This is a genomic window from Saxibacter everestensis, from assembly GCF_025787225.1.
Classification (GTDB): domain Bacteria; phylum Actinomycetota; class Actinomycetes; order Actinomycetales; family Brevibacteriaceae; genus Saxibacter; species Saxibacter everestensis.
This window is the reverse complement of sequence record NZ_CP090958.1, coordinates 1,761,196-1,785,757: the sequence shown is the minus strand read 5'-3', so window position 1 is coordinate 1,785,757 and position 24,562 is coordinate 1,761,196. Positions and strand designations below refer to the sequence as shown.

At 64.2% G+C, this 24,562-nt stretch carries 17 protein-coding genes, 1 tRNA gene and 1 pseudogene; 15 read left to right on the top strand and 4 right to left on the bottom strand.

Annotated elements, in window-relative coordinates; all coding sequences use genetic code 11:
• Positions 1 to 33 precede the first annotated feature (33 nt).
• The 11 genes from hisI to pyk all read left to right on the top strand — a co-directional run bounded on the left by hisI (position 34) and on the right by pyk (position 14,716).
• Positions 34 to 405 carry a phosphoribosyl-AMP cyclohydrolase gene (gene hisI, locus LWF01_RS08545; RefSeq protein ID WP_349640599.1) on the top strand — a complete coding sequence of 124 codons (372 nt, stop codon included), beginning with the start codon at positions 34 to 36 and terminating at the stop codon, positions 403 to 405.
• A complete protein-coding gene (locus LWF01_RS08540; RefSeq protein ID WP_349640598.1) occupies positions 402 to 1,928 on the top strand; it encodes an anthranilate synthase component I in 1,527 nt (508 codons plus the stop codon). Before hisI ends, LWF01_RS08540 begins: the two co-directional genes overlap by 4 nt.
• Entirely contained in the window at positions 1,925 to 2,536 is a 612-nt protein-coding gene (locus tag LWF01_RS08535) for a Trp biosynthesis-associated membrane protein (RefSeq protein ID WP_349640597.1), read from the top strand. Before LWF01_RS08540 ends, LWF01_RS08535 begins: the two co-directional genes overlap by 4 nt.
• 49 nt (positions 2,537 to 2,585) lie before the next feature.
• Positions 2,586 to 2,876, top strand: a complete 291-nt coding sequence (locus tag LWF01_RS08530; RefSeq protein ID WP_349640596.1) for an HGxxPAAW family protein — start codon at positions 2,586 to 2,588, stop codon at positions 2,874 to 2,876.
• Positions 2,877 to 2,889: 13 nt separating this feature from the next.
• Positions 2,890 to 3,732: an indole-3-glycerol phosphate synthase TrpC gene (gene trpC, locus LWF01_RS08525; protein WP_349640867.1), complete on the top strand. Its 843-nt coding sequence runs from the start codon at positions 2,890 to 2,892 to the stop codon at positions 3,730 to 3,732.
• Positions 3,733 to 4,956 (top strand): tryptophan synthase subunit beta, encoded by a 1,224-nt coding sequence (gene trpB, locus LWF01_RS08520; RefSeq protein WP_349640595.1) that lies wholly within the window; start codon positions 3,733 to 3,735, stop codon positions 4,954 to 4,956.
• A complete protein-coding gene (gene trpA / locus LWF01_RS08515; RefSeq protein WP_349640594.1) occupies positions 4,953 to 5,765 on the top strand; it encodes a tryptophan synthase subunit alpha in 813 nt (270 codons plus the stop codon). The genes trpB and trpA overlap by 4 nt, the downstream gene beginning before the upstream one ends.
• A 2-nt stretch (positions 5,766 to 5,767) precedes the next feature.
• A complete protein-coding gene (lgt, locus tag LWF01_RS08510; protein ID WP_349640593.1) occupies positions 5,768 to 6,790 on the top strand; it encodes a prolipoprotein diacylglyceryl transferase in 1,023 nt (340 codons plus the stop codon).
• Between the two features lie 239 nt (positions 6,791 to 7,029).
• Complete coding sequence (gene gltB / locus LWF01_RS08505) at positions 7,030 to 11,667, top strand: glutamate synthase large subunit (RefSeq protein WP_349640592.1); 4,638 nt, start codon at positions 7,030 to 7,032, stop codon at positions 11,665 to 11,667.
• On the top strand, positions 11,660 to 13,135 hold the full coding sequence (locus LWF01_RS08500; protein WP_349640591.1) for a glutamate synthase subunit beta: 1,476 nt from the start codon (positions 11,660 to 11,662) through the stop codon (positions 13,133 to 13,135). The genes gltB and LWF01_RS08500 overlap by 8 nt, the downstream gene beginning before the upstream one ends.
• Before the next feature lie 81 nt (positions 13,136 to 13,216).
• Positions 13,217 to 14,716: a pyruvate kinase gene (gene pyk / locus LWF01_RS08495; RefSeq protein ID WP_349640590.1), complete on the top strand. Its 1,500-nt coding sequence runs from the start codon at positions 13,217 to 13,219 to the stop codon at positions 14,714 to 14,716.
• A 65-nt stretch (positions 14,717 to 14,781) separates the two neighbouring features.
• Here the strand turns inward: pyk and LWF01_RS08490 are convergent, their stop codons facing one another.
• Complete coding sequence (locus tag LWF01_RS08490) at positions 14,782 to 16,002, bottom strand: glycosyltransferase (RefSeq protein ID WP_349640589.1); 1,221 nt, start codon at positions 16,000 to 16,002, stop codon at positions 14,782 to 14,784.
• Positions 16,003 to 16,107: 105 nt separating this feature from the next.
• Here LWF01_RS08490 and LWF01_RS08485 point away from each other — a divergent pair, with 105 nt between their 5' ends.
• Positions 16,108 to 16,818 carry a TetR/AcrR family transcriptional regulator gene (locus tag LWF01_RS08485; RefSeq protein ID WP_349640588.1) on the top strand — a complete coding sequence of 237 codons (711 nt, stop codon included), beginning with the start codon at positions 16,108 to 16,110 and terminating at the stop codon, positions 16,816 to 16,818.
• An 877-nt stretch (positions 16,819 to 17,695) separates the two neighbouring features.
• A pseudogene (locus LWF01_RS08480) lies at positions 17,696 to 18,917 on the top strand (IS481 family transposase).
• A 26-nt stretch (positions 18,918 to 18,943) separates the two neighbouring features.
• Here LWF01_RS08480 and LWF01_RS08475 read toward each other — a convergent pair.
• Positions 18,944 to 19,025 (bottom strand) — tRNA-Leu (locus tag LWF01_RS08475).
• A gap of 169 nt (positions 19,026 to 19,194) precedes the next feature.
• Here LWF01_RS08475 and LWF01_RS08470 point away from each other — a divergent pair.
• Positions 19,195 to 19,800, top strand: a complete 606-nt coding sequence (locus tag LWF01_RS08470; RefSeq protein WP_349640866.1) for an ANTAR domain-containing response regulator — start codon at positions 19,195 to 19,197, stop codon at positions 19,798 to 19,800.
• A 107-nt stretch (positions 19,801 to 19,907) separates the two neighbouring features.
• Here the strand turns inward: LWF01_RS08470 and LWF01_RS08465 are convergent, their stop codons facing one another.
• On the bottom strand, positions 19,908 to 20,303 hold the full coding sequence (locus LWF01_RS08465; RefSeq protein WP_349640865.1) for a PaaI family thioesterase: 396 nt from the start codon (positions 20,301 to 20,303) through the stop codon (positions 19,908 to 19,910).
• Between the two features lie 92 nt (positions 20,304 to 20,395).
• Here LWF01_RS08465 and polA point away from each other — a divergent pair, with 92 nt between their 5' ends.
• Positions 20,396 to 23,110, top strand: coding sequence for a DNA polymerase I (gene polA / locus LWF01_RS08460; protein WP_349640587.1), 2,715 nt, complete (start codon positions 20,396 to 20,398; stop codon positions 23,108 to 23,110).
• Positions 23,111 to 23,382: 272 nt separating this feature from the next.
• Here the strand turns inward: polA and LWF01_RS08455 are convergent, their stop codons facing one another.
• Positions 23,383 to 24,225 carry a class I SAM-dependent methyltransferase gene (locus tag LWF01_RS08455; protein WP_349640864.1) on the bottom strand — a complete coding sequence of 281 codons (843 nt, stop codon included), beginning with the start codon at positions 24,223 to 24,225 and terminating at the stop codon, positions 23,383 to 23,385.
• Positions 24,226 to 24,562 lie beyond the last annotated feature (337 nt).

Here is a 24,562-nt window from a genome sequence, read left to right as displayed (position 1 = left end):
GCGGACCGGCGACTGTCTGGGAAGATGGATACCGTGAGTACTGCGGACGAGACCGAGACCTCCATTGCCGCGCGCCTGAAAAGAAACGAGGCAGGGCTGGTGGCTGCCGTCATCCAGCAAGTCGATACCGGCGAGGTGCTGATGCTGGGCTGGATGGATGACGAGGCGCTTCGCCGCACCCTCACCGAAGGTCGGGTGACGTTCTTCTCCCGGTCCCGGCAGGAGTACTGGCGCAAGGGCGACACCTCGGGGAACATCCAGCTGGTGAAGTCAGTCGCCATCGACTGTGATGGTGATGCCCTGCTGATCAAGGTCGACCAGGTCGGCGCTGCCTGCCACACCGGAACGCGGACCTGTTTTGACGGCCGGGAGATACCTGCGGTCGCAGGGGAGCGGTCCGAATGAAGAAGTCGCCTCTGGGTGGAGCTAGCCTCACCCTCGAACAGTTCCGCGCGCTTGCGCCAGACCACCGGGTGATACCGGTGACGCGTCGGCTTATCGCCGATGCCGAAACTCCCGTCGGCCTGTACCGCAAACTCGCCGACGGCGCGCCCGGCACCTTCCTGCTGGAGTCTTCAGGTGGTGGCACCTGGGCCCGCTATTCGTTTGTCGGTGTGAGGTCGCTGGCAACCCTGACTGAGCGGGACGGCCAGGCACACTGGCTCGGCACGCCGCCGGCCGGCATCCCGACCAGCGGCGACCCACTCGAGGCCGCGGCGGCGACGCTCGCCGCACTCGCTACCGACCGTCACGATGATCTGCCACCGCTGACATCCGGACTTGTCGGCTACTTCGGCTGGGATGTAGTGCGCCGATGGGAAAAGCTCGGTCACGGGCCGATCGACGAACTCCAGATTCCTGAGCTGTCACTCATGCTGGCCGCGGACCTTGCGATATTCGACCATCTGGAAGGCACCGTGCTGCTGATCGCCAACGCGGTCAACGTCGATAACACCGCAGATCGCGTCGACGAGGCGTATCAAGATGCCTGTGACCGGCTCGACGCCATGACCACGGCGCTTGCCCAGCCGGCGGCATCCACTGTCTCGGTTGCCGACCTGCATACCGAACCTGAGCTGAAGAACCGGACAACGCACGATGACTACGTCGCCGCCATCGAGGCAGGCAAGCGAGCCATCGTGGACGGTGAGGTCTTCCAGGTGGTCCTGGCGCAGCGGTTCGACCTGCCCTGCGACGTGGAGCCGCTTGAGGTGTACCGCATCCTGCGTGGTTCAAATCCGAGTCCCTACATGTACCTTCTGTCGTTGCAGGACTCGGCCGGCCGGGGCTACGCAATCGTCGGCTCCTCACCCGAGGCGCTGGTCAAGGTCACCGGAACCGAAGTGATAACCCATCCGATTGCCGGTTCCCGCCCGCGCGGCTCGACGCCGGAGGACGATCAGCGGCTGGGCGCGGAACTGCTGGAAGACGCCAAGGAGCGGGCCGAGCACCTGATGCTTGTCGACCTGGCCCGCAACGACCTGTCGAAGGTATGCCGGCCAGGCACGGTCGAGGTGGTGGAGTTCATGGAAATTGAACGCTACAGCCACATCATGCATCTCGTATCGACGGTGATCGGCCGACTCGGCCCGAACTATTCCGCCTTCGACGTGCTCCGGGCCACGTTCCCGGCCGGAACGCTTTCCGGCGCGCCGAAACCCCGGGCGCTGCGGCTGATCGACCAGCTGGAACCCGTTTCCCGCGGCGTCTACGGCGGAGTGGTCGGTTATCTTGACTTCACCGGCGACCTGGACCTGGCCATCGCGATCCGCACAGCGCTGCTCAAGGATGGCTACGCCCACGTCCAGGCCGGAGGCGGAATCGTGGCCGACTCGGTGCCGGAGACCGAGATCATCGAATCCGAGAACAAGGCGGCCGCCGTCCTGCGGGCGGTCGCCATCGCGCAGACCATGCGGACCGTCAGATGAGCCGGGCATCCGGAGCCGGACGTTCGGGCGGTCAGCGTTTCGGCAAGGGCGCCTGGGTGCTTATCCTGATCGTGCTTGCCGGGGCGATGTTCCTGACCGCGACCCGGGAGTGGCTGCTCACAGAACTGGCATCGCCGGCCGGAGGCACCCAGCAGATAATTGTTGCCGGATCGGAGGCTTCCGAGGTCCTGCTGGCCGTTTCGTTGGCCGGAGTTGCCGCGGCACTGTTCCTGAGCATCGCCCGGCGGATCGGTCGTGTCGTCGGCTTCGTCATCCTGTTCGGCATCGGCGCCGCCTGGCTCGCCTCGACGGTGTCCGTGATCGTCGATCCAGGTCGGGCCAGCGTGCCCGCCGTTCGGGCCGCGACCGGTCTCGAGGTGGTCGCCGACCAGGTCAGCCTCAGCGCCTGGCCTTACGTAGCTCTTGTAGTCGGTGCTTTGTTCCTGATTGGCACCGTTACGGCGGCGGTGATGTCCCGAGGCTGGGACACCTCATCCCGGTTCGAGCGTGCGCAGACCAGGCCGCCTGCCGATGCGGACGCCGCCGATGACGGACTCGACCCGGCTAACTCCTGGGATGCCCAGACCCGGGGCGAGGATCCGTCCTAATCCGTACAGCATGAGACAATGCATGTGAACTTTCACCTCAAGGAGAACAATGAGCACGCCCACAGCTGATATGCCAGAAAACGCCAAGTACCGCCTGACCGAGGAGCAGGTCGCGGCAGCCGTGCCGGAATCACTTGGCCACGGCCATTCCATCGCAGGCTGGACTACGGTGCTGATCATGCTGGGCGGCTGTCTGATCAGTGCCGCGGCATTCTTCCTGGCGTCGGTGACCGTGTTCTGGATCGGCATGGCCGTCGCTGTCGTCGGGCTGATCGTGGGCTGGATTCTGCGCAGGGTCGGCTTCGGCGTCGGCGGCTCGCGAACCAGTGCCCGGCACTGAGCCGGCCGGTGCGATGACGGTTCTGGAGGAAATCATTGCGGGAGTCCGGGAGGATCTCGAAGCCCGTGAGCGAGCGCTGCCGCTCGAGCAGCTCAAGGAGCAGCTGGAGTTCGCCACTCCGGCACTCGACGTCATGTCGAGGCTGCGCTCGAACCCGGACCTGAAGATCATCGCGGAGGTCAAGCGGTCGTCGCCGTCAAAAGGTGCGTTGGCCCCGATCGAGGATCCCGCCTCGCTAGCCGCGGCCTATGAACGCGGCGGAGCGGCGATCATCAGCGTGCTCACCGAGATGCGACGTTTCTCCGGATCGCTCGCCGATCTCAAGGCCGTTCGTGCCGCCGTGTCGGTTCCGGTGCTCCGCAAGGACTTCGTGGTCTCCGAGTACCAGGTCTGGGAGTCCCGGGCCTGGGGTGCGGATGTGGTGCTGCTGATCGTGGCGGCACTGGACGACGCGCAGTTGGCAGCATTGCTGAAACTCACCGAGAGTCTCGGTATGACCGCGTTGGTCGAGGCACACACCGAGGCGGAGATCGCTCGTGCCGTCGCCGCTGGCGCGACTCTGATCGGGGTGAACACCCGCGACCTGAAAACCCTGGATGTCGATCGCGCCATCTTCGGTTCGCTCGTGCATGCAATTCCGCGTGGCGCGCTAGCTGTCGCGGAATCCGGGGTGCGGAACGCCGAGGATGTCGCGGACTACGCGGCGACCGGCGCTGAACTCGTGCTGGTCGGTGAGGCGCTGGTTACCGGCGGCGAGCCCGAGGCCAACGTCCGCGACTTCATCGCCGCGGGTAGTGCCGCCCGGCAACAGGCCACCTACGAATCGACGCCCGCGTCGCTGGATGGAGAAAGTTAAGTGAACGAATCTGCTTCACCTGCTCGTTCGAATGGACCCTACTTCGGCGACTTCGGCGGCCGGTTCGTTCCGGAAGCTCTTATCGCCGCGCTCGACGAGATAGACGCGGCGTATCAGAAGGCCTCGAACGACCCGGAATACATTGCCGAACTGAACGAACTGCACAGGACATACACCGGACGGCCCTCGATCATGACCGAGGTGCCTCGCTTCGCCGAGCATGCCGGAAACGCCAGGATCCTGCTGAAGCGTGAGGATCTGAACCACACCGGTTCACACAAGATCAATAACGTGCTCGGTCAGGCTTTGCTGACGAAACGGATGGGTAAGACCCGGGTCATTGCGGAAACCGGGGCCGGCCAGCACGGAGTGGCCACCGCCACGGCGGCGGCGCTGCTGGGCCTCGACTGCACCATTTACATGGGCGCGGAGGACACCCGCCGGCAGGCGCTCAACGTAGCCAGGATGCGTCTGCTCGGTGCCGAGGTTGTCGCGGTCGAAGCCGGTTCGCAGACGCTGAAGGATGCGATCAACGAGGCGTTCCGTGACTGGGTTGCCTCGGTCGAAACGACACACTATCTGTTCGGCACCGTCGCCGGTCCGCATCCATTCCCGGCGCTTGTTCGCGATCTGCAGCGGATTGTCGGGGTCGAAGCCCGGGAACAGGTCCAGGAGATCACCGGACGTCTGCCGGACGCCGTGGTGGCCTGCGTTGGCGGAGGCTCGAACGCGATCGGAATTTTCCATCCGTTCATCGATGACGCCCAGGTCCGGCTGATCGGCTGCGAGGCGGCGGGGGATGGCGTCGACACCGCTCGGCATGCCGCGACAATCACCCAGGGGACTCCCGGCGTGCTGCACGGAGCCCACTCGCTGATGCTGCAGGACGAGGACGGCCAAACGCTCGAAAGCCACTCGATTTCGGCCGGGCTGGACTATCCCGGCGTCGGCCCGGAGCATGCCTGGCTGGCGGCTTCCGGCCGCGCCGAGTACCGTCCGGTGACTGACACCCAGGCGATGGACGCGTTCCGGCTGCTCTGTGAGACGGAAGGGATCATCCCGGCGATCGAATCCGCGCATGCACTGTCCGGAGCGATCGACCTCGGCAAGGAACTGGGCCCGGAGTCCGTCATCCTGGTGAGCCTCTCCGGTCGCGGCGATAAGGATGTCAATACCGCAGCCCGCTGGTTCGAGCTGCTCGACGAGGGAGCTGAGCAACTGTGAGCGCAGTCCGGAGCACAGCCGACGTACTCGATGCGGTCCGTGCCGACGGCCGGCCCGCCGCGCTGGTCGGTTACCTGCCGGTCGGGTTTCCCGATGTCGACACGTCGATCAAGGCAGCGAAGGAGATCGTCGCGGCCGGCGTCGACATCGTCGAACTCGGCCTGCCGTATTCCGATCCGGGCATGGATGGCGTCGTCATCCAGCACGCCGCCGAGGTGGCGCTTGCCGGGGGAGTCCGCACCAGGGACGTGCTGCGAGCGGTGGAAGAGGTCTCCGCCACCGGCGCGGGCGTCGTCGTGATGTCCTACTACAACCCGGTGCTGCGCTACGGGGTCAACGCGTTTTCGCGCGACCTTGCCTCCGCAGGCGGCGCCGGAATGATCACACCCGATCTGATTCCGGACGAAGCCGACGATTGGATCGCTGCAAGCGACCAGTACGGGCTCGACCGGATCTTTCTGGTCGCACCGTCCTCGACAAGGGAGCGACTGGCAATGACTGCCGCCGCGAGTCGCGGGTTCGTCTACGCGGCATCGACGATGGGTGTCACCGGAACCCGTACAGCGGTTGGCGAACACGCCCGACGCCTGGTGGACGACACCCGCGCCGCGGGAGCCGCCAACGTCTGCGTCGGCCTTGGCGTCTCCAACCCGGCGCAGGCCGCCGAAGTCGGTGAGTACGCTGACGGCGTCATCGTTGGCTCGGCGCTGATTCGTGCCCTCGACGCCGATGGCGTCGGGGCAGCAGGCAAGCTGGCTGGCGAGCTCGCCGGCTCGCTGGCCGTCGCCAAGAAACCGGTCGGAAAGTAGCTATGTACCTCGCGAGTATTCCAAGTCCGGGATGGAGCGGGTTCTCCATCGGTGGTTTCACCGTTCATGCCTACGCGCTGTGCATCCTGGCCGGAATCGGCGCGGCCCTCTGGCTGACGAACCGGCGCTGGAAGGCTCGCGGTGGCAAAGAGGACCACATCTGGGACATCGCCATCTGGGCGATTCCGCTTGGCATCATCGGCGGCCGACTGTATCACGTGTTCAGCTCGCCTGACGCCTACTTCGGCCCGGACGGCGACCTCACGCTGATCCCGCAGATCTGGCGGGGTGGACTCGGCATTTGGGGTGCGGTCGTGCTCGGCGTCGTCGGCGCCTACATCGGCGCCAGACGGTGCGGCGTCCGGCTACCCGCGTTCCTCGATGCTGCGGCACCTGGAATTCTGCTCGCGCAGGGCATCGGACGCTGGGGCAACTGGTTCAACCAGGAGCTGTTCGGCGCGCCGACCACTCTGCCCTGGGGTTTGCAGATCGATTACCTCACCGACGGCGGGATCAACCCGAACTGGCCAGGCCCGCAATACACGGAGGGGACACTGTTCCATCCGACGTTCCTGTACGAATCGATCTGGAATGTGATCGGCGTCGTCCTCCTGCTCTGGCTCGGCAGCAAGTTCCGTCTGGCCTGGGGTCAGGTGTTCTGGGCGTACGTCTGTTACTACACTCTCGGCCGGGTGTGGATCGAAGCCCTGCGGATCGACGACGCGGAACTCGTGCTGGGGCTCCGGCTCAACGTCTGGACCTCAATACTTGTTTTTGCGCTCGGTGCCGCGATGTTCTATCTCAGTCGCCGCAAGCATCGTGAGATAGAACCAAGCGTGTACCTTCCCGGTCGGGAGCCCGCTACGGATTCCGCTTCGGTTGACGAATCGACGACGGATTCAGTTGACGAGCTGGCCACCGGCCGCGGCGACGCGCTGCGAGTCGCCTCCGAACCGCAGCTGAGCAGACGCGCGCGCCGCGAGGCGGATCAGAAGCAGGGCAGGGGTCACGCTTCGGACGGTTAGTGTCTTATTCCTTGAGACGAAAAATGTTGTATTCTGGGCAAACGCGTAGATGGCACGTACCGATGATCCATGTATGCGCTCTGATGTAGTCGGCACCATCCCTGCCGGCGTCAAGAGAACCAGCTAACGCAGGAGCTCGATCGTAAAGGACAGCGCCGTCCCGATGCCCGCTAGCGGGTTGCAGCTGCTGATGACCCGTGTCTTACTGAAGACGCCCGGAGCATAAAAGGACGGTGCTTATGGTTGCTGAATCAGGCCGCATTTCAGCGCACGAAAGATTTTCGGACCTTCCGAAGGCGACCGGCCTTTACGATCCGGCGAATGAGCACGATGCCTGCGGGCTCGCCGTCGTCGCCTCCCTGCACGGCAATCCCACTCACGACATCGTCGACAAAGCGCTCACCGCGTTACGCAATCTGGAGCATCGCGGGGCAGTAGGCGCCGACGAGGGGACCGGTGACGGCGCCGGTATCATTCTGCAGGTTCCGGACGAGTTCTTCCGCTCCGTGCTGGAATTCGAATTGCCCGCGCCCGGCGATTATGCGGCAGGTACCGCCTTCCTGGCGGCGGACGAGCCACAGACAGGCGTTGACCTGGTTGAAGAGCTCGCCGCCGATGAGGGCCTGCAGGTACTCGGTTGGCGGAAAGTGCCGATCATCGCGGATATCGTCGGCCGCGCCGCACGCGCCGTGATGCCGGAATTCCGTCAGGTTTTTCTCGCGCTCGACCCGGCAGTCCCAGCCGAAACCACGGCGACCGGTGAGCCCGATCCGATGGTGCTGGAGCGCCGGGCCTTTATGCTGCGCAAGCGGGCCGAGCACGCCGGCGTGTACTTCCCGTCATTGTCTTCGCGCACAATGACATACAAGGGAATGCTGACAACGGCTCAGCTCGAACCGTTCTACCCTGATCTGTCCGATGCCCGGTTCACCAGCCGGCTGGCAATCGTGCATTCCCGGTTCTCCACGAACACATTCCCATCCTGGCCATTGGCCCAGCCATTCCGGATGATCGCCCACAATGGCGAGATCAACACCGTGCGCGGCAATCGGAACTGGATGCGCGCCCGGGAATCGCAGTTGGCCTCCGAATTGCTCGCCAGCCCGAGTGCCGACGGCTCGAACCGCGATATCCAGCGACTGCTGCCGATCAACGCCCCGGGCGCGAGCGACTCCGCGTCGTTCGACGAGGTCCTTGAACTGTTGGCCATGTCCGGCCGGTCACTGCCGCACGCCATGATGATGATGATTCCCGAGGCCTGGGAAAACGATCAGCAGATGGACCGGAAGCGACGTGAATTCTACGAGTTCCACTCCATGCTGATGGAGCCGTGGGACGGCCCTGCCTGCGTTTCGTTCACTGACGGCAGCCAGGTCGGCGCGGTGCTCGATCGCAACGGACTGCGGCCGGCCCGCTACATCATCACCGACGATGGCCTGGTCGTGCTGGCCAGCGAGGTCGGCGTGCTCGACATCGATCCGGCCAGGATCGTCAAACGTGGCAGATTGAAGCCGGGGCGGATGTTCCTGATCGACACCGCCGCAGAGCGGATCGTCAGCGACGACGAGATCAAGGACCGGCTCGCCAGCCAGGAACCGTATGGCGAATGGCTGGACGCCGGCCGGATCAAGCTCAGCGATCTGCCGGACCGTGAGCACGTCGTGCATACCCAGGCGTCGGTAACCAGGCGTCAGCGTACCTTCGGATACACAGAGGAAGAGCTTCGAATCCTGATAGCGCCGATGGCGCGTGCCGGCACCGAGCCGCTCGGCGCAATGGGGTCGGACACTCCCATCGCAGTTCTCAGTAAGCGGCCACGCCTGCTCTTCGACTATTTCTCCCAGGCTTTCGCACAGGTCACGAATCCGCCGCTGGACGCGATCCGGGAAGAACTGGTCACATCCCTTGAGGCCGGGTCCGGACCGGAAGGCAACCTGCTGCGGGTTTCACCGGAACAGTGCCACCAGGTGGTCCTGCCCTATCCAGTGATCGACAACGACGCGCTGGCCAAAATCGTGCACATCGACGGCACAGGCCGTGAGCGCGCCGGCGCGAGTACCGTCATCCTGCGCGGGCTGTTCCGGCCGAGCACGGGAGGAAACGGCCTGGCCAGGCGGATAGAGGAGATCTGTACCGAGGCCACTGCCGCGATCGCCAAGGGTGCGAGGTTCCTCGTGCTCTCCGACCGGGACTCGACCGCTGACCTGGCGCCGATCCCATCGCTGCTGCTGACGTCTGCTGTGCACCATCACCTGATCCGGGAACGGACCCGCACCCAGGTGGGCCTGATCGTGGAGGCCGGCGACGTGCGCGAGACGCACCATATCGCCACGCTGGTCGGCTACGGAGCGTCCGCCGTCAATCCCTACCTCGCCATGGAGACCGCCGAGGCGCTGGTCCGTGCCGGCGTTGTCACCAACGTGTCGCAGGACAAGGCGGTTCGCAACCTGCTCAAGGCACTCGGCAAGGGCGTGCTGAAGATCATGTCCAAAATGGGTATCTCCACGGTGCATTCCTACCGTGGTGCCCAGACATTCGAAGCGCTTGGGTTGTCACAGCGCATCGTGGACCGGTATTTCACCGGCACGACCAGCCAGCTGGGCGGCGTGGGTCTCGACGTGATAGCGGCCGAGGTCGCGGCCCGGCACGAACTTGCCTACCCGGCGACGTCGATGCCGCCGGCGCACCGCAGGCTGGAGGTCGGCGGCGAATACCAGTGGCGTCGCGAGGGACCGCCGCACCTGTTCAATCCGGAAACAGTCTTCAAGCTGCAGCACTCGACCCGCGCGGGACGCTTCGATATCTTCCGCGAGTACACCAAGGCGATCGATGACCAGGCCGCTGACCTGATGACGCTGCGTGGCCTGTTCCGGCTGCGCGAAGGCGTGCGCCCGGCCGTGCCGCTTGACGAGGTCGAGCCGGTCTCCGAGATCGTCAAGCGATTCTCCACCGGCGCGATGAGCTACGGCTCGCTGTCACAAGAAGCACACGAGACGCTGGCGATTGCGATGAACCGGATCGGCGGCAAGTCCAACACCGGTGAGGGCGGCGAGGACGTGGACCGGTTGCTCGACCCGGAGCGCCGTTCGGCTATCAAACAGGTCGCCTCGGGGCGCTTCGGCGTGACCAGCCTCTACCTGACCCACGCCGACGACATCCAGATCAAGATGGCCCAGGGCGCCAAGCCGGGGGAGGGCGGGCAACTGCCGCCGTCCAAGGTGTATCCCTGGATCGCGCGCACCCGGCATGCCACCCCGGGGGTCGGCCTGATCTCGCCGCCGCCACACCACGACATCTATTCGATCGAGGACCTGGCCCAGCTGATCTACGATCTGAAGCGCGCGAATCCCAGCGCCCGGGTGCATGTGAAGCTGGTCAGCCAGATAGGCATCGGCGCCGTTGCTTCCGGGGTTGCCAAGGCGCATTCCGACGTGGTGCTGATTTCCGGCCACGATGGCGGAACCGGTGCAAGCCCGCTGAATTCGCTCAAACACGCCGGGGTTCCCTGGGAACTCGGCCTCGCCGAAGCACAGCAGACTCTGATGCTGAACGGTCTGCGAGAGCGAATCGTCGTCCAGGTCGATGGCCAGCTGAAAACGGGCCGGGATGTCCTGATCGCTGCACTGCTCGGTGCGGAGGAGTTCGGCTTCGCCACGGCGCCGCTGGTCGTCTCCGGCTGCATTCTGATGCGCGTCTGCCACCTGGATACCTGCCCGGTCGGGGTTGCGACCCAGAACCCCGAGCTTCGGGCCCGGTTCAACGGAAAGCCGGAATTCGTGGTGAACTTCTTCGAGTTCCTGGCCGAGGAGGTCCGCGAATACCTCGCGGCCCTCGGCTTCCGGAGTATCGACGAGGCGATCGGCCACGCCGAGCTGATCGACACCAACGAGGCGATTGCCCATTGGAAGACCTCAGGACTCGACCTGACCCGGATCCTGAACGGACCCGAGTTCCCCGAATCCGCCGTGCGCAGGAACACCACGGTTCAGGATCACGGTCTAGAAAAACACTTCGATCATCAACTGCTGCCACGGGTTGCGGACGTGCTGCAGGACCGGTCGACGGTGCGGCTCAACGCGGCGGTGCACAACGTTGATCGCAGCGTCGGCACGCTGCTCGGATACGAGGTGACCCGGCGCTTCGGTGAGGACGTGCTCGACGAGGATTCGATCGACGTCGCCCTCACCGGATCGGCGGGACAGTCGCTCGGCGCTTTCCTGCCGGCTGGCGTCACCTTGCGGCTGTTCGGCGATGCGAACGACTACGTCGGCAAGGGACTGTCCGGCGGCAGGATAATCGTTCGGCCGGATGCCTCGAGCACTACCGCCGCCGCGGAGAACGTCATCGCCGGAAACGTGATCGGCTACGGGGCCACCTCCGGTGAACTGCTGATCTCTGGCATCGTCGGCGAGCGGTTTCTAGTGCGCAACTCCGGCGCCCGCGCGGTTGTCGAGGGCATCGGTGATCACGGTCTGGAGTACATGACCGGCGGTGTCGCGGTGATTATCGGTGGCATCGGCAAGAACTTCGGTGCGGGTATGTCCGGGGGAACGGCATATGTGCTCGACCTGGATCCGGCGCAGGTGAACCGGGGGGCGCTGGAATCGGGCGAACTCGCGCTGATGGCCCTGCAGCCGGACGACGTGGATGTGCTGACCGAGTTGCTGCAGCGCCACGCGGACCAAACCGGTTCCGTTGTGGCGGCCGCACTTCTTGAGGGCTGTCGCGGTTCAGGGGACAGCATCAGCCGGTTCACCAAGGTGATGCCGCGCGATTTCGCCTCGGTGATCGAGACCAGGGAACAGGCCGTCAAAGAGGGCCTCGACCTGGAAGGCAATGTTGTGTGGGAACGAATTCTGGAGGCGACCAATGGCTGATCCCAGGGGATTTCTCACCACCCGCAAGCGTGAACTGCCAGCTCGTCGTCCAGTGCCGGTGCGGATCATGGACTACCGCGAGGTGTACGAGCAGCGGGACAAGGACCAGCTGACCCGACAGGCCGGGCGTTGCATGGACTGCGGGGTGCCGTTCTGCCATAACGGCTGCCCGCTCGGCAACCTGATCCCGGAGTGGAACGACGCTACCTGGCGTGGTGATAACCGGACCGCCATCGAGCTGCTGCATTCAACGAACAACTTTCCGGAATTCACCGGTAGGGTCTGCCCGGCCCCGTGCGAGTCGGCGTGTGTTCTCGGCATCAATCAGCCTGCCGTCACGATCAAGCAGGTCGAAGTGTCGATCATCGACGAGGCCTGGGAAAACGGTTTGGTGATACCGAAGATCCCGGATCGGCTTACCGGGAAGACGGTAGCCGTCGTCGGCTCCGGGCCCGCGGGTCTCGCCGCCGCACAGCAGCTGACCCGGGCCGGGCACACCGTCGCGGTGTACGAGCGCGACGATCGGCTTGGCGGTCTGCTGCGCTACGGCATCCCCGACTTCAAAATGGAGAAGCACCACATCGATCGCCGGATCGAGCAAATGCAGGCCGAAGGAACCAGGTTCCGGCCGGGCGTCAATATCGGCTCAGACTTCAGCTGGGTGAAGCTACGGGCCCGTTTCGATGCCGTCATCGTCGCCACCGGGGCCACAGTGCCCCGTGACCTGTCGATCCCTGGCCGGGACGCCGAGGGCATCCACTTCGCTATGGACTACCTGACCCCGTCGAACAAGGTGCAGGCCGGTGACACGGTCGACGATCAGATCGTGGCGACCGGCAAGAATGTCGTGATCATCGGTGGCGGTGACACAGGTGCCGACTGCCTTGGCACGGCGCTGCGCCAGCAGGCGGAGAGCGTGACGTCCCTGGCGATCGGCCACCGTCCGCCTGACAGCCGGCCAGATCACGAGCCATGGCCGTTGGATCCACGACTCTTCGAGGTCAGCAGCGCCCATGAGGAGGGCGGCGACCGCAAGTACCTGGCGTCCTCAGTCGAGTTCCTTACCGACGATTCCGGGTATGTACGGGCGCTCAAGGTTGCCGAAACCCACTTCGTCGATGGCCAACGCTTGCCGAAGTCCGGCACCGAGCATGAGATCCCAGCGGACCTCGTGTTGATCGCGCTGGGCTTCACCGGCCCCGAACGCGCGGAGTTCGATCAGGAGTTTGATGGCGGCGGCCGCTCGGAGGCTTCGTCGAGATCCCGGACCTTTGCCCGGGATGAAACCTACATGAGCGAGCACGAGGGCGTTTTCGTCGCCGGGGACGCCGGACGGGGTCAGTCGCTCGTCGTCTGGGCCCTAGCCGAGGGGCGGGCATGCGCTGCAGAGGTTGATCGCTGGCTGTCGGGCAGCACGACGCTGCCTGCCCCTGTGCGACCGAGCACGCGGGCGCTGAACGTCCCATAGAGCGGACCTTCCAGGAGGCCCGCACGCTTTACAGCACTTTGCCAAACATCGATGACTCACTAGCGACTAGGGTTAGGAAACATGAGACGCGCAAAAATCGTAGCAACCCTCGGGCCGGCTACCTCTTCCTATGAACATTTACGTGCACTCGTCGCCGAAGGGCTCGACGTCGCACGTTTCAATCTCAGCCATGGCGACCACGCGACGCATGAGGAGATCTACCGCTCGGTGCGCAGGGCGGCGGCAGACTCCGGTCGGGCGGTCGGCGTGCTGCTCGACCTGCAGGGCCCGAAGATTCGCCTGGCCCGCTTTGCCGATGGCCCGGTCGTGCTCAACACCGGCGATACATTCACGATCACGATCAACGACGTACCCGGAGACAAGGACATCGTCGGCACGACGCATAAGAGCCTGCCGCGCGACGTGAACGTCGGTGATCCGCTGCTGATCGACGATGGCCGGATTCGGCTCCGGGCCACGGAAGTGACCGCAACGGACGTGGTCACCACGGTCGAGATCGCGGGAACGGTCTCCAATAACAAGGGCCTCAACCTTCCCGGGGTCGCGGTAAGCGTGCCGGCATTGTCGGAAAAGGACGAGGACGATCTGCGCTGGGGCCTGCGGATGGGCTTCGACATGGTTGCGCTGTCGTTCGTTCGCAATGCCAGCGATGTCGACCGCGTGCACGCGATCATGGCCGAAGAGGGCCGGGTCGTCCCGGTCATCGCCAAGATCGAGAAGCCGCAGGCGGTGGAGAACCTCAGCGAGATCGTCGATGCTTTCGACGGCATCATGGTCGCCCGCGGCGATCTGGGTGTTGAGCTTCCTCTCGAGCAGGTGCCGATCGTGCAGAAGGACGCCATCACGCTGGCGCGCCAGCGGGCTAAGCCGGTCATCGTCGCGACCCAGATGCTTGAGTCGATGATTTCCGAGGCGAGGCCGACCCGCGCCGAGGCCTCGGACTGTGCCAACGCCGTCCTGGATGGCGCCGACGCACTCATGCTTTCCGGCGAGACATCGGTCGGAAAGTACCCGATCGAGGCGGTCCGCACTATGGCGCGGATCATCGAATCGACCGAGGAACACGGCCTGGACCGGATTGCCCCACTTGGCACCCTGCCGCATACCCGCGGTGGCGCCATCACGAAGGCTGCCGTCGAGATCAGTGAGCTGCTCGACGTCCGGCTGCTGTGCACATTCACCCAGTCGGGCGACTCGGTGCGCCGGATGTCCAGGTTGCGGCCACGTTTGCCGCTGCTGGCGTTTACGCCGGTGGAAGACGTCCGCAACCAGCTGGCGCTGACCTGGGGAGTGCACACCTTCATCGCCCAGCAGGTCAAGCACACCGATCAGATGGCCCGGCAGGTCGACACCATCCTGCTCGGCAATGGCGAGGCGAAGGAAGGCGAGCTGGCGGTCATGGTTGCCGGTTCACCGCCGGGACTCACCGGCTCGACGAATGCGCTCCGGGTGCACAAGATGGGCGACGCGATCAAGGGTGTTGCGCCGGCATTCGCCGACGACACCGACGCTGACCTGGCGATCGAAGGCTACGGCCCGCAGAAGGCACGCCCGGCCTAGAGTCAGTCTGTACATACGCGTTTCGCCCGCACCGAAGTCCGGGTTTTGAGCTTTCGCCGTGCGCGCTACATCTGCTTCGCAGCGGTCCGCAGCGCTGTCACGACGGGCGCAGTTCCGTCTTCCGTTGCGAGCTTTGCCGCCAGTTGGCGTGCTCGTGCGGCGTAGGCCGGCGTCGTGGTGGCCTGCGTGATGGCGGCGGCCAGCCGTTCGGTTGTGAGTTCCTTGTAGGGGACCGGTCGCGGGCCCGCGCCGAGGGACGTGATCCGTGCGGCCCAGAAAGGTTGGTCCGTATATATCGGCAGGCTGACCGTCGGCACGCCGGCGCGCAGCCCTGCCGCGGCGGTCCCCGCTCCGGCATGGTGGACCACCGCAGCCGTCTGCGGGAACAGCCATTCGTGCGGAACGGATCCGATGCTGATGGCATCGGGTCCGGAGGCACCCTGTACGCCTTGCAGTACCGCGCGTACCCCCGCGCGGTGGGCGGCGTTGAGCATGAAGTCGGCGTCCAGGGCTGCGCTGCTACCGAAGCCGATGAAGACCGGGGGCGGTCCGTCCGCGAGGAATTCGAGAAGCACGGCGGGCGGCTGCCAGCCCGGCTCGGTTTCTGGCCACCAGTAGCCGGTCATGGTGAGTCCGGATCGCCAGTCCGCCGGGCGTGGAAATATGGCGGGGCTGATGCCGTGGAGAACGGGACAGTTGGCTTTCCTTCGGATGCGTTCGGACGCAGACCGGGCCCTTTTGGGCAGCCCGAGGGCCTGGCGGATGCGGGCGCTCGGGGCGTCGTAGGGTGCCTTTCCCGCGGATATCAGTGAACCGAGCAGCTTGTTGCCCGCCGGACCCAGGCTGCGGGCGGTCCCAAGAAGTACGGGCGAGTAGGCGGTGCTGGGTTCGGTCGGCTGCAGATGGGCGCCGATGGCAGGGACGCCGAGGGCCTCAGCCACGTCGTAGGCATAGGGAGCGATCGCATTTGCCAGGATCACGTCGGCGCCGGCCTCGGCCGCGGCAAGTGTTCCGGTCGCGGCCAGGTCCATGTAGTCACCGAGTTCGCGCATGTACCTGCGCAGATCCGCGCCCGTGGCCTTCTTCCCTGGGGCGGCGGGACTGACCAGATGGCTCATGTCACCGGGCAGTTCGCGGTGCTCGCACCCGGCTGCGGTGACCAGCGGGGCATAGGCGGCATTCGCCGCGATTGCGACGTCAAACCCCAAGGCTCGAAGTCTGCTGCCGAGCCCGGCCATCGGGGCGACATCGCCTCGGGTCCCTGGCGTAATCATGAGTACCCGCATGCAATTTTCTCATTCCGCTTGATTGCGATCACAGTTCGCAATCAAGCGTATAGTGGAATAGGTACGGAACCTAACCTAAGCGGCCAGACGAAAGGCGGAACAGGTATGCCCTCACATGACCCCATTGACGTCTGGCGGCGGCCGGAGCGTTCAGGGGTCGGGCCGAAACCAGAGCACTCACGCGCGGGGATTGCCACGGCGGCGATCGATATCGCCGACCGGGACGGCCTGGCGGCGGTGTCCATCCGACGCGTGGCCGCCGGCATCGGGGCCGGCGCGGCGTCCCTATACCGGTATCTGAAATCCCACGACGAGCTCATCGAACTCATCGTTGACACGGTCAGTAGTGAATACGACCTTGACCCCTCCGATGAACCACCTCGGATTCAGCTGCTGAACCTGGCACGGCAAGGTCGGGCCATCATGCACCGGCACCCGTGGCTGGCTCCGCTGCTGCTGACCCGGCCCTCAATGGGACCCAACGCTCTCGGATACCTGGAGCATGCCTTGTCCGCTATGGAGTTGGTGGACATGCCCGGCCCCGCGAAACTGCAGACCGTGGCCATGATGACGGCCATCACCTCCGCATTCGTACAAAATGAGCGCTCATCAGCCGCCAGCTCCAAGGAGGGCCCCGACGGGGAGAACGCCCGCTTACAGTACCTCTCCGATGTAGTCCAGGCAGGGAATTACCCGCTGCTGTCCGACGCACTCACTGGGCAGCACGAACCCGAGAAACCGGACGAAATGTTCACCACCGTCATCACTAACTACCTGGCAGGCGCGGGACTTCAGGTCGCCGCCGGTTCTATCTGAGAACAGCTGAACTGCCAAACCGAGCTTTGAAAAACCGCCATTCTGAACTAACGGTGACAGCTTTCGCCGAACGTTCTTCTTACGAGCCCCGGACTTCGCGCTGTTTCCGCATGAGCACGACTGTGGATAACTCGGCCCGACGCCGAAAGTGCGCTTACCTTCGAAGGATGCCGAAGACGCGGATTGCCCAGAGGCCCCTGTTGCAGACGGCGGTTCGGACGGGTGAGGCGAGGCGAAACGGAACTCTGTCCGCGTATGCTGGCGCAGGCGCGAATCGTGCTGACATCGAGTACGAAGGGGATTAACACCGCTCTCACATGAGTCGGGAGATCGTTCACAGGTGAACTTCCCTCGGTGAGTCGGGACATCGTTCACACCCCGGACTGGCAACGATGGTCTATGTCGAAGTAGAAAGTCATCGTTCTGGCCGTTACCGAACAACACGTATCCCAGACAGTAGCCGCCGATACAACGTCAGTCGACGCTGGGTCCACGAACTGATCCTGGATCGCCCGTGCACCCGGCTTCATCGGGGATGGCCGGTGCCCAATGACACAGTAAGTGCGTTTAGGCGCGGTTAAAACACCCCTACTCTGACATTCGAGATACTCTGACATTCGAGAGCAGGGCTACGCTGCCTGTCAACGATCTTGCGGTCTCGCCACGCCAGGACGGCGTCAGCTGAACACAAGAGCCCGCCCCGGTCCGAAGACCAGGGCGGGCTCATTGTGAACGATGTCCCGACTCATCACAAGGGCGGAGAGCGTGGTGTGTAGTTTCAGGACATAGTTGACAGCTGAGTCGGGACATCCTTGACAGTGATGCTTTGCCGGTGAGTCGAGACATCGTTGACACTCGGGGTGGGCAACGATGTCCTATGTCGAAGCAGAAAGTCATCGTTCTTGCCGTTACCGAGCAGGGGTTGAGCCATTCCCAGGCCGCTGCCAAATACGCCGTCTCACGGCAATGGGTCCATGAGTTGATCCGCCGCTATCGGGCCGGCGGCCTGAGCGCGGTCGAGCCACGTTCCCGACGACCAAATTCAGTGCCACAGCACACCCCGGATGACATCGCCACCAGAATCGTCCACCTCCGAGGCAGCTCCAAGCTGCCGGGCTCGACGCCGGCCCGCAAACCATCGCATGGCACCTACAACGCCAAGGACACGCCACCCCCTCGACCTCGACCATCCGCCGCATCCTGCACGCCGCAGGACTGATCACCCCGGAACCGAAAAAACGCCCCAAAACCTCACTCCACCGCTTCGAAGCAGCCCAACCAAACGAGACCTGGCAATCAGATTTCACCCACTGGTCCCTGGCTGATGGCACCGACGTAGAAATTCTCAACTTCCTCGACGACCACTCCCGCTACCTACTAGCCTGCACCGCCTACCGGCCCGTGACCGGAACCGTCGTCGTGAACACCTTTGCCCAAGCCTCCAGCTATTACGGGCTCCCCGCCTCCACGTTGACCGATAACGGCCTCGTCTACACCGCCCGTTTCGCAGGCGGCAAAGGCGGACGCAACGGCTTCGAAACGCTCCTCGCAGCCCTGAACATCACCCAGAAGAACGGCTCACCCGGACACCCGCAGACCCAGGGCAAGATCGAACGCTTCCACCAAACCCTGAAGAAATGGCTCACCGGTCAACCCGCCGCGCACACCCTAATCGAACTCAACGACCAACTGGGAAAATTCCGGCAGATCTACAACCACGAACGCCCCCATCGCGCCCTGGACCGACGCACACCCGCCAACGTTTACAACAACACCCCAAAAGCCCAACCCCTCAACGCCCGGCAAGGCGGCCACTGGCGGATCCGCACCGACCGCATCGACACCACAGGAAAAATCTCCCTGCGCTACAACGCACGCCTACGCCACATCGGCATCGGACGCGCCCACGCCCACAAGCCCGTGCTCATGCTCATCCACAACCGCGACGTAGTCATCACCGAAACCACCACCGGAGAAATCCTCCGCGAACTCACCATCGACCCCGACCGCGACTACCAACCCAGACAATAAAAGAGCCCGCCCCGATCCGAAGACCAAGGCGAGCTCTCTATGTCAACGATGTCCCGACTCATCCGTAAACGATGTCCCGACTCATCACACACGGTGCCGGATGTGGGACTTGAACCCACACATCTTTCGATACCGCATTTTGAGTGCGGCGCGTCTGCCAATTCCGCCAATCCGGCCTATCGGTCATTTGCGGCGCTACGCCGGAAAAACCTAGTTCAGCATATCGAAAAGTGCACTGTGGCACGAATCGCGTGGCCGCCGTGACGCTGGCCCTGCCGTGGCGTTTAGGATTGAAGCGTGACTCAAGATTCTGAACCAGACTCAAGCCCGGCATCCCCTCAGTTCATTGCCGCTGACGCCAGCAGCGTGGCCCCGGTGCGACGCGTGGTCGTTGCCGAGGACGAGGCCGTCATCCGCCTGGACATCGTTGAGATGCTCCGTGAGATCGGTTACGACGTTGTCGGTGAGGCCGCCGACGGTGAATCGGCGATCCGTCTCGCCGAGGAACTGCGTCCTGATCTGGTCGTGATGGACATCAAGATGCCGGTGCTGGACGGTATCTCCGCAGCCGAACGCATCACCAAGGCCAGGATCGCTCCGGTTGTGCTGCTGACCGCCTTCTCCCAGCGTGAGCTGGTGGAAAAGGCGCGGGACGCCGGCGCGATGGCGTACGTGGTCAAGCCTTTCACTGCCAATGACCTCGCGCCCGCGTTGGAGATCGCGTTGTCCCGGCACGCCGAGATCAATGCGCTGGAATCCGAGGTTGCCGACCTGCAGGACCGGTTCGAAACCCGCAAGCTGGTCGACCGGGCCAAGGCCTCATTGATCGAGAACATGGGCCTCACCGAACCCGACGCGTTCCGCTGGATCCAGAAGACTTCGATGGATCGTCGGCTCACCATGCGTGAGGTGGCAGAGACCGTGCTCGCCCAGGTGGGTAAGAAGCGCTAAAGCGCGAACCCGGCCGCGCGGAGTCGAACCTGGCCGCACGGCGTGCAGCCTGCGACTCGCGCGGCCAGCGGGCTTCTTCGCAAACTGCGACTCCCGCGGCCAGTGGGCTACGTCGCGGCGGGAGGCTTGGTCCGGACCAGGTTAGTCATGCGCACAGTGGATAGCAGCTTTCCCTCTTCGTCGGTCATCTTGATCTCGTGAGAAATCAGGGTGCGGCCGACATGGATGGCCTCTGCCGTGCCGGTGACCAGGCCGGACCTCACGCCGCGGACATGCGTTGCGCCAATCTCGATGCCGACCACAATGTGGTCCGGACCGGCGAGATAGGCGGCGGACATCGAGCCAAGCGTTTCGGCCAGCACGAGGTGGGCACCACCGTGTAGCAGCCCGTACGGCTGGGTGTTTCCTTCCACCGGCATGGTGGCAACCACGCGGGTCCGGCTGGCCTCGGTGAACCTGATTCCCATTCTTTCGACCAGGGTTCCCTCGGCGTGCCCGGCCATGAACGGCAGGATGTCGGCGTCCGACGGCTCTGCCGACGACGTAAGCGATGTCTTGAGATGATCATTCATTCCAGACAGCTTAGGCTGGCATGGTGAGCGAAAAGACCCTGACCCCTGCCGATGAACGTTCCCTGCTGCTGATCGATGGCCACTCCCTGGCCTATCGTGCGTTCTTCGCCCTCCCGGTGGAGAACTTCAGCACCGCGACCGGCCAGCACACGAACGCCGTGTATGGCTTCACCTCGATGCTGATCAACGTGCTGGGCAGTGAGAAGCCCACGCACTGCGTCGTCTCATTCGACCTCTCCCGTGAGACATTTCGACTCGCGGAGTACAGCGAGTACAAGGCGGGGCGCTCAAAGACGCCGGACGAGTTCAAGGGCCAGGTTGCCCTCGTTGAGGAGGTACTGGCCGCCTTCAACATCCCGGTGGTGACCAAGGCCGGCTTCGAGGCTGACGACGTGCTCGCCACGCTTGCGACCCAGGCCAGTCAGGAGGGATACTCCGTTCTGCTGATGTCAGGCGATCGGGACTGCCTGCAGCTGGTGAGCGACCGGACGACGGTACTGTACCCCCGCAAGGGCGTGTCCGACATGGTGCGGATGACCCCGGCTGCCGTCGAGGAGAAGTACGGGGTGACGCCGGACAACTACCCGGGGCTCGCGGCCCTGGTCGGCGAATCGGCCGATAACCTGCCGGGTGTGCCCAAGGTCGGGCCGAAAACCGCGGCCAGGTGGATCGCAACGTACGGCGGTCTCGACGGCGTGATCGCTAACGTGGACAAGATTCCCGGCGTGGCAGGCAACAACCTTCGCGAGCACATCGATTCAGTGCTGCGTAATCAACGTCTGAACCTGCTCGTGCGTGACGTGGACCTGGACTTCGGTCTGGATGACGCAGCGCGCACGCAGCCGAACCGCGAAGCCGTTCATCAGCTGTTCGACGCCCTTGAGTTCCGCGTGCTGCGCGACCGGTTGTTCGCCGAAACGCCGGACGAGACCGAGACCACCTCGTCTCTGGAGGCAGAACCGGCTCTGCTTGCCCCGGATGACGTGATGAAGTGGCTGAGCGCGGCGACCGCGGGTCCGGTCGGTGTCCAGGCTCTCGGCCACTGGGCGCAGGGCACCGGCGATGTTGCGAAGATCGCGATTGCGTCGCCGGACCAGTCTCTCGCCGAACGTATTGTTGTGATTGATCTCAACGAGCTGGATGAGGTCGGTGACAAGGCGCTTGCCGCCTGGCTCGCCGACGAGTCGGTGCCGAAGGTGATGCACGAGGCAAAGGGAGCATTGCAGGCGTTGGCCGCCCGTGGCATGAGTATCGGCGGGCTGGTCGACGACACCGCCCTAGCTGCATATCTTTTGCATCCGGACCAGCGAAGCTACCAGCTCGACGACCTTGCTGTCCGCCACCTCGGCATGTCGCTGCCCGACGCGGCGGATTCCGGCGAACAGCTCAGCCTCGATCTCGATGGCGGGAGCGCGGAAGCGCGGGCAGCCGGGCAGCGTGCCGAGGCCGTGCGGCTTCTGCACGAGGCCTTGGTCCCCGAACTGGTGGAGAAGAACTCCACCAAACTGCTCTCCGAGCTTGAGCTTCCGGTCATGCGGGTACTGGCCGGAATGGAGAACGCCGGCGTCGCCGTGGACCTCGACCGGATCGGCGCACTCGAGGCGGAATTCTCAGCAGCTGCTCAATTGGCGGCAGACGCGGCGTACGCAACGATCGGAAAACAGATCAACCTCGGTTCGCCGAAGCAGCTTCAGGTCGTGCTCTTCGATGAACTGGACATGCCGAAGACCAAGCGGACCAAGACCGGATACACGACCGACGCCGAGGCGTTGGCCGACCTCTACGTGAAAACCGAGCACCCCTTCCTGCAGCACCTGCTGGAGTTCCGGGACAGCACGCGGCTGAAGCAGACCGTCGAGGGACTGCGGAAGTCGATTGCGGATGACGACCGGATTCACACTACGTATCAGCAGACCGTGGCCGCGACCGGACGGCTGTCCTCGACTGACCCGAATCTGCAAAATATCCCGGTGCGGACAAATGCCGGCCGGCAGATTCGTGAAGTCTTCGTCGTCGGGAAGGGCTCGGCAGATGCAGGCTTCGAGTGCCTGCTGACCGCAGATTACAGTCAGATCGAAATGCGGATCATGGCCCATCTCTCCGGCGATGCCGGGCTGCAGGAGGCGTTCCTGGCGGGGGAGGACCTGCACAGATTCGTCGGGGCCCGCGTGTTCGGCGTCGACGAGAGCGACGTCACCTCGGAGATGCGTTCCAAGGTCAAGGCGATGTCGTACGGGCTGGTGTACGGGCTGAGCCCCTTCGGGTTGTCGCGCCAGCTAAGGATCAGCGTCGAAGAGGCCCGAGCCTTGATGAACGAGTACTTCGAGCGTTTCGGCGGCGTGCAGACCTATCTGGCTACCGTCGTCGACGAGGCGAGGCGCACCGGCTACACCGAGACGATCTACGGCCGCCGACGTTACTTGCCGGACCTGACCAGCGACAACCGGCAGCGCCGCGAGATGGCGGAGCGTGCCGCGCTCAACGCGCCGATCCAGGGGTCTGCGGCGGACATCATGAAGCGCGCCATGCTCGGCGTGGATCGCGCGCTCCGGGATGCCGGAGTGAAGAGCCGAATGCTGCTTCAGGTGCACGACGAGATCATTGTCGAGATCGCTTCCGGCGAGCGAGATGTGGTTGAACAGATTGTCCGCACCGAAATGGCAGGCGCCGCGGATCTTGACGTTCCGCTCGACGTCAATGTCGGCTACGGCCGCTCCTGGCACGAGGCCGCCCACTAACCCGCTTACGGGGGTTGGTTTGACTTCATTGTCATGGGTCAGTCGTGGATTTGATGCTGAGAGCTCGGTTGTTTTCGACGTTTCGCGGCTAAACCCACGATCGGCGATGAGAACACCCAGAGCCCGCGTGGGGACGACGGCCTCGTCAGGGTGTGGTCGGGCATTTCGAGCGAGGGACGAGCGAGATGGGCGAGACGATTCCGCCGTCCGCCGCGCCCCAGGCGGGGCCGCCATTCCCGTGCCCAAGCGCGGATTCTCGACCCAAACCAACGCTACGCCAGCTCGCAGCTGAAGATCATTGTCCCCGGCATCAGCGACCCGCGCAGCGGCGACCAGCCGCCCCAGGCACTGGTGTTCGACTCCGGCCATTCGGGTTCGGTGACGTCGCGCAGCGCGAATCCCGCGCGGGTGATAAGCGAAACCCAGTCGCCGATCGTCCGGTGGTGTTCGGCATAGATCGGTGAACCGTCCTGAGCCAGCTCGACATAGGGCGTCCGGTCGAAGTACGAGTATTCGACGGTGAGGCCAGCCTCACCCGGAACGTCGGGGAAGATCCAGCGAATCGGGTGCGAGACGGAGAAGACCCATCGTCCGCCCGGCCGCAGTACCCTGGCGACCTCGGACAGCGCGGACTCGGCATCCTGCACGAACGGAAGCGCACCGTAGGCAGAACAAGCGAGGTCGAAGGAGTCGTCCTGGAACGGCAGATGACGGGCGTCGGCCTCCAGTAGCGTGGGCGGCACGGCGCCATCGCTCAGCGGATGCTCTTCCTGCAAACGGCGTGCTTGCTCAAGCATTCCGGGGGAGAAGTCCACGCCGACGGCGCGCGCGCCCTGCTCAGCGAGCCAGCGGCTGCACTGGCCGGCGCCGCAGCCGACTTCCAGAACGTCCCTGTTCCGGACGTCACCAAGCAGGTGAACGTCGGCCTCGTTGAGCCCCTCCGGGCACCAGACGAACTGGCTCGCACCAAGGAAGCTGCCGTGATCCTTGAGGTATTCCTCCGCCGAACCGTCCCAGTAGGTCCGGTTGGCCCGGACCGACTCTTCGGCGCCGATGGAAAGGTAGCCACCGCTGATAATATTGCCGGCGCTGTCGCCTTCCGTCATTGAGTACATTCCCACTTTCTAGATGGTAAGCTTGTCGCGTGTGTGCGCAATGCTGGTTGCAGTGCTGTGCGATCGCGGGCAGGCCTGCAAGTAACTGAGCAAGTCACCGGCAGGCAGCTTCGCTAAGTCTCACGGGATGAAACCGGCCGCGCATGCAATCAGAACTGATGTGATTTTCGATTCTGTTCGCCTAGTCACTCACTGTTTCACAATGTGTTTCGGTTGGTGGTTTCGACGATCAGTTTCACATGTCAATCTGCAATTCAATACTGTACCTGTCCATCTACTACGCAGCTGCTTCATGAAGGGAATCGGACGATCGCTGTGATCGCCGGGGCCGGAAGTG

Bases quoted from the DNA above. Each gene is read 5' to 3' on its own strand.
- trpC (WP_349640867.1), top strand. From the start codon at position 2,890: ATGACGGTTCTGGAGGAAATCATTGCGGGAGTCCGGGAGGATCTCGAA.
- LWF01_RS08485 (WP_349640588.1), top strand. From the start codon at position 16,108: ATGCCCTCACATGACCCCATTGACGTCTGGCGGCGGCCGGAGCGTTCA.
- LWF01_RS08465 (WP_349640865.1), bottom strand. From the start codon at position 20,303: ATGGCCGGGCACGCCGAGGGAACCCTGGTCGAAAGAATGGGAATCAGG.
- lgt (WP_349640593.1), top strand. From the start codon at position 5,768: ATGTACCTCGCGAGTATTCCAAGTCCGGGATGGAGCGGGTTCTCCATC.
- LWF01_RS08455 (WP_349640864.1), bottom strand. From the start codon at position 24,225: ATGTACTCAATGACGGAAGGCGACAGCGCCGGCAATATTATCAGCGGT.
- LWF01_RS08490 (WP_349640589.1), bottom strand. From the start codon at position 16,002: ATGCGGGTACTCATGATTACGCCAGGGACCCGAGGCGATGTCGCCCCG.
- LWF01_RS08500 (WP_349640591.1), top strand. From the start codon at position 11,660: ATGGCTGATCCCAGGGGATTTCTCACCACCCGCAAGCGTGAACTGCCA.
- LWF01_RS08530 (WP_349640596.1), top strand. From the start codon at position 2,586: ATGAGCACGCCCACAGCTGATATGCCAGAAAACGCCAAGTACCGCCTG.
- LWF01_RS08540 (WP_349640598.1), top strand. From the start codon at position 402: ATGAAGAAGTCGCCTCTGGGTGGAGCTAGCCTCACCCTCGAACAGTTC.
- gltB (WP_349640592.1), top strand. From the start codon at position 7,030: ATGGTTGCTGAATCAGGCCGCATTTCAGCGCACGAAAGATTTTCGGAC.
- pyk (WP_349640590.1), top strand. From the start codon at position 13,217: ATGAGACGCGCAAAAATCGTAGCAACCCTCGGGCCGGCTACCTCTTCC.
- LWF01_RS08535 (WP_349640597.1), top strand. From the start codon at position 1,925: ATGAGCCGGGCATCCGGAGCCGGACGTTCGGGCGGTCAGCGTTTCGGC.